This window comes from Gluconobacter sp. Gdi (assembly GCF_014132155.1).
In the GTDB taxonomy this organism is placed as follows: Bacteria; Pseudomonadota; Alphaproteobacteria; order Acetobacterales; family Acetobacteraceae; genus Gluconobacter.
Genome location: NZ_BLJQ01000029.1, coordinates 1 through 5,150, shown reverse-complemented (window position 1 = coordinate 5,150; position 5,150 = coordinate 1). Strand labels below are relative to the sequence as shown.

Sequence of the window (5,150 nt, the reverse complement as noted above, 5' to 3'; positions counted from 1 at the left end):
AGAAGTGCGCCTAATCGAAAGGCAGTTCGGGGTCTACACTTACTAAAAACCCCGAAAATCAGGCCCGCTTCAAATCTTGCCCGACTTTGCAACAGTGCCCCTCGGATTACGCGAGCGATGCGACCAGTTCTCTGGCCAGTTCGGGTGTTCTGACACTGGTGATGACGGGGACGCTCGATAATGCGGGGCAGCTGATCGGTGAACAGGGTTTTGTCCTGACTGTCGGTGCCTTGAAAAATGAGAGCAGCGGGCTTGTTGCGGCGAGACAAGGCAATGGCAGGCTGACGGTCACAGGTCGTGGCGGACTTATAAATGCAGGCACCATTGAAACGCTTGCGACGGGTAGTCAGTTAACAGTTGCCAGTGCTGGCGAACTGGCAAACAGTGGTTTGCTGGCCGGAGTAGGCTCGGTCGCGCTGAGTGCTGACGCAGCTGTAACGAACCGTGGAACGCTCAGCGCCCAGGGTGGAAATCTGTCTCTGGAAACGGCGACACTGGCAAATAATGGTAGTCTGGCAGCCTTGTCGGGACTTACTGTGACGGCGACCAGTGGTGTTACGAATGATCAGAATGGCCAGATTGCAGTACAATCTGGTTCACTGAGCCTGACAGCAGGTGGGAGCGGTCTGAGCAACGCGGGGCAGATCGGAACCGTTGATGCTGGCGATCTGACAGTTTCGGCAACCAGCCTGACAAATACGGGAGCGATTGGCGCTGCGGGATCGGGAACGATCACGGCAGACGGGGCTATCGACAACAGCGGTAGTCTGCAAGTGGCCGGACAAACGCTCATCGTTGCAGCGCAGGATGTGTCGAATAGCGGGACACTGGCCGCAACGGCCGGGGATCTGTCCGTGAAAAACGCCGGTGTGCTGACAAATGATGGTACGCTTTATGGGGCGGCATCAGACAGCCTGACGGTATCCTCGGCTCTTGATAACCGCAGTGGCCAGATTGGATCAGGAACAGGGTCTCTTACCCTCGCTGCAGGTTCTTTGACCAACGGTGCTGGCAAGATCATCGCAGCATCAGGTCCTGTGGGCCTGAATGTGGATGGTCTCCTTGATAACCGAAGTGGAACCATTCAAGGGCAGGGAGATGTCAGCCTTTCGGCAGCCTCTCTGGATAACCGTGCTAGTGGTACGATTGTGTCGCAGAGCGGAGTGCTGAGGCTGTCGGACGGAACGGGTCCGATGAGCAGCGTTCTGAACCAAGGGGGCACATTGGGGGCCGCTGGAAGCGTTTCCCTGAATACGCAGGCATACGGGAGTGACGCCACCAGTGCATTGATCAGCACCGATGTGCTGACCCTGACGATGACAGGAGCTCTGGAGAATGAGGGTCGTCTTGTTGGACAGAAGGGTTTTGCGATTACTGCCGGATCTTTCCGGAATGGATCGGGCGGTGTCCTTGCTGCCGTGACAGGTGATGGCACGTTGACCACCACGGCGAGTGGTGGGGTGACGAACGCTGGTACGATTGAGACCCTGGCTTCCGATAGTGTCCTGACAGTAAAAAGTAATAATGGTTTCGCGAATGGCGGTTCCGTACTGTCCGGTGGTGCGGTCTCGCTGTCTGCCACAGGAAGCGTGACGAACAGCGGCAGGCTGAGTGCGCTCGGGGGAGATCTGACACTTTCAGCAGCGACATTTGGAAATAACGGCACTGTCGCGGCCAGTGGATCAACCGACCTGACGACAGCAGGGGATATCGCAGATACCGGCGTACTGTATGCGGGAGATGCTCTGACGCTGACGGCTGGAAACGCGCTTTCCGTTACAGGTTCAGCTGCGCAGGCTGGTGCCGGTAGGGGTGATGTTGCTCTTCGTGCCGCCAGTCTTTCCCTGACAGATGGCAAGATCATTTCGGCTGCAGGCCATGTATCAGTTGCGGCGGGTGCCGTGCGTAACGACGGGGGGATTCTGCAAGGCGGAACCGATCTGCAGCTGATGACAGATCAGCTGACGAATACGAACCGCGGTGTGCTGTTGGCAGAAAATGGTGCACTGGGTATCGCAGGACTGTCGTCTGAAGCTGCCGGAACTGTTTCCAATACAGGCGGAACCCTTCAGGGGAATACGGGGGTGATGGTCCATGCAACCTCCATGGACAATACGGGGGGTACAGTTCTAACCCGCAACGGTCCGATGACACTGGTATCGGACGGGCTGCTGAACAACAGTTCGGGCATCATCCAGTCCGCAACGGGTCTCTCTCTTGTGGTCGGGTCTTACAGCAGTGACGTTGGTGCGGTTCTGAGCACCGGAGGCACTTTAAGTGCCTCTGTGTCCGGGCAGATGGATAACGCTGGCCATGTCATTGCAGCCGGTGACCTTGATCTCACGACAGGCAGCCTCGTGACGCAAAGTGCACCAACGCCTGCGGATATTTCCGTCCTCGCCAGTACGGGAGGTACTCTTACGGTTCATGCGGGCTCGGTGGTGAATGCCGGTGCACTTGAAGCAACGGGGGCAGGCGGTTCCGTTCGACTGACGGCGGATCAGATCAACAATACTGGTGCTCTGAGTGCTGTAGGTGACCTGACGGTCTCTGACACGGGGTCGTTGACATCCTCAGGCACGATGCTGGCGCAAAAGGGAAATGCTGCGATTTCGGCTGCCAGTGTCACAAACCGCGGCTTTGCTGGAGGTGCGGCCTCTCTGAGCGTTGCAGCGCATGATAGCCTGATGAATAGCGGCACGCTGTTTAGCGGGGATGTTCTGACGGCGCGGAGCGGCGGGATGCTTGGCAATGGCGGAGGGCAGATGGGTGGCTCTGTGATTGATCTGACTGCCAGTGGTGTGCTGGACAACAGTGCCGGTACAGTCATTGCCAGTGCGGGTGATCTTGCGTTGAAGGCCGGGCAGGTGACGAATGGCCCAGGTGGCGTGCTTCAGAGCAGTGGTTCCGTCACGCTCACAACGGATACACTCCAGAATGCAGGGGGCACCGTTCTTGCAAAAGCTGGAGATTTGAGCGTGCTCTCTCCTGAGGGTGTTGCCGGCGCAGTTGATAATAGCACAGGGACTCTTCAGGCTGGCGGAGCCATTATTCTGCCATTCAGCACTCTGAATAACGCGGGTGGCTCGATTCTGGCGCTGGGTAACAGCCTGACGCTGGCGGGGACAACCGCGAGTGTTGTGGCAAATGCCAATGGTAAGATTGAAAGTAACGGCACACTGTCTCTGACTGCCGGACGCTATACCACGCAGGAACCCGTCTCGGATGCAACACTCCCTGCTGGTCGTCTGGCTGCGACGGGGGACATGACCCTGATGTTGAGCGATCAGGTGCAGAACAGTGGCGTCATCGCGGCTGGTCGTTCTCTGACACTTACGGCAGACAGTGCTGCGAATGATGTCGGAGGCGTCATTGCCAGCACAGCAGGAAATCTTGCGCTGAACCTGAGTGGTGCGACGGGTCTGGACAATGCAGGGACAATCCAGTCCACCGGTGCGGGGGCAACGCTTAAGATCGGGACACAGTCCCTAGGAAATACTGCGACGGGCGGTATTCTGTCGAACGGGGCGCAAATTCTGAGCGTGTCCGGCGCACTGGGTAATGCCGGGGAAATTACGGCGTATGGCAACCCTTTGACCGTCAACGCAGGGTCTGTTGCAAATAGCAATCTGCTGCTGGCCGGGTCTGACCTGACACTCTCCACCCCAGGGAATCTCACAAATACAGGGCTGGTCTATGGTAAGAGGAATGCTGTTCTTTCTGCAGATCTGCTTGATAACAGAGGCGGGCAGATTGGGGCCGGAGAGGGCGGCCTGACGGTAGCCGCCTCGTCGCTCGATAACTCTCAGAATGGCCGGCTCATCGCAACGGATGGTGCCGTCACAATAACGTCCGGTCCTGTTGCGAATGACAATGGACTGATTGAGTCCGGGAGTGATCTCGCACTCTATATGACGGGCCTGACAAACAGCGGCGGCAAGGTTCTTTCCGATCGGGGGAACGTCATACTGGCGGGAAGGGCCTCTGGTGAGAGTGCCGGAACCATTATCAATGACACCGGTGTGTTGCAGGCCGCGGAAAGCCTGACTGTCATTGCGGATACGCTGAGCAATCGTTCCGGAACAGTCCTGACGCAGAACGGTGATTTGTCTCTGAGCGCGCCAAATGGTGCTGCGCTGCAGTCTGTTGATGATACGGGAGGCATGGTGCAGTCCGGGCGGGATCTTGCCCTGAACTCGCAGGCTCTGACGGGGGCTACCGGATTATCTGCCGATCGGGATATGAGCGTTACGCTTGGCAGCGGGATCAGCGATCCGATGTTGTTTTCTGCTGGTCGGGACATGACGCTTACTCTGAACGGCGATTACAGCATTCCCGCAGGGAGCGGCATGATTGCGGGAGGTGATGCGCACATTTCGGCATCGTCCGTCAATAATGCCGGTGCGATGATGGCCGGTGGTACGCTGAGTGTGCGCACGCCAGGCGCGATCAGCAATACGGGTCTGCTGGATGGCACGGGCGGACTGAGCCTAGCGCTGGACGGTGCGCTGAGTAATGTTCAGGGCGCCATTCTGTCTGATGTGGGCGGTATTGAGATTGGTGGTCTGTCCAGACCATATGCCGGGGATGTGCTGAACCGGTCCGGTGAGATCATGGCAGGGAGTGCTGCCGGGGATGTCGTGATCCGGGCTAGGTCCCTCACGAATGATATTCTGGGCGGCGTGACAACCACCAGCAATCAGGTTGTTTATGACCAAAAATATACGGTTGGTACGGACGCGCTTGCGATGCCACCAGCCCTCAACCCCTCCCTGGCCAACTACGGTGCAATTAACCAGTATTATAATCATGTGATGAAAATCTTTGTGCCTGAGCTGTGGTATTCCGCCACAGGTCAGAAAGGCACAGGCTATTATCTGGTAGCCCTTGATGGTGCCTCGGCTTCTTCCTTCGTTGAGGTAACGGGCACCGGCTCTTCCGCGACGGCACAGAATGCCGGAGCGCTGATCAGTGCGGGGCGAAATCTTGTTGTTGAGACGACTGGCGATATTCTCAATGATGCCAGTCACATTGCAGCAGGTCAGGACATAGGGCTCTGTTGCAAAGTTGGTGCCCCTGTTTGAAACCGCTTTCAGTTTTGGTGTGGGGCACTGCGGATGAGCGATTTCAAGGGACGACATTTCCGGGGT

At 57.4% G+C, this 5,150-nt stretch carries 1 protein-coding gene; it reads left to right on the top strand.

The annotated features are described in order from the left end of the window. The first annotated feature begins 86 nt into the window (after positions 1 to 86). Positions 87 to 5,084, top strand: a complete 4,998-nt coding sequence (locus JN414_RS16140) for a hypothetical protein (protein ID WP_202208837.1) — start codon at positions 87 to 89, stop codon at positions 5,082 to 5,084. The last annotated feature ends 66 nt before the right edge of the window (positions 5,085 to 5,150 follow it).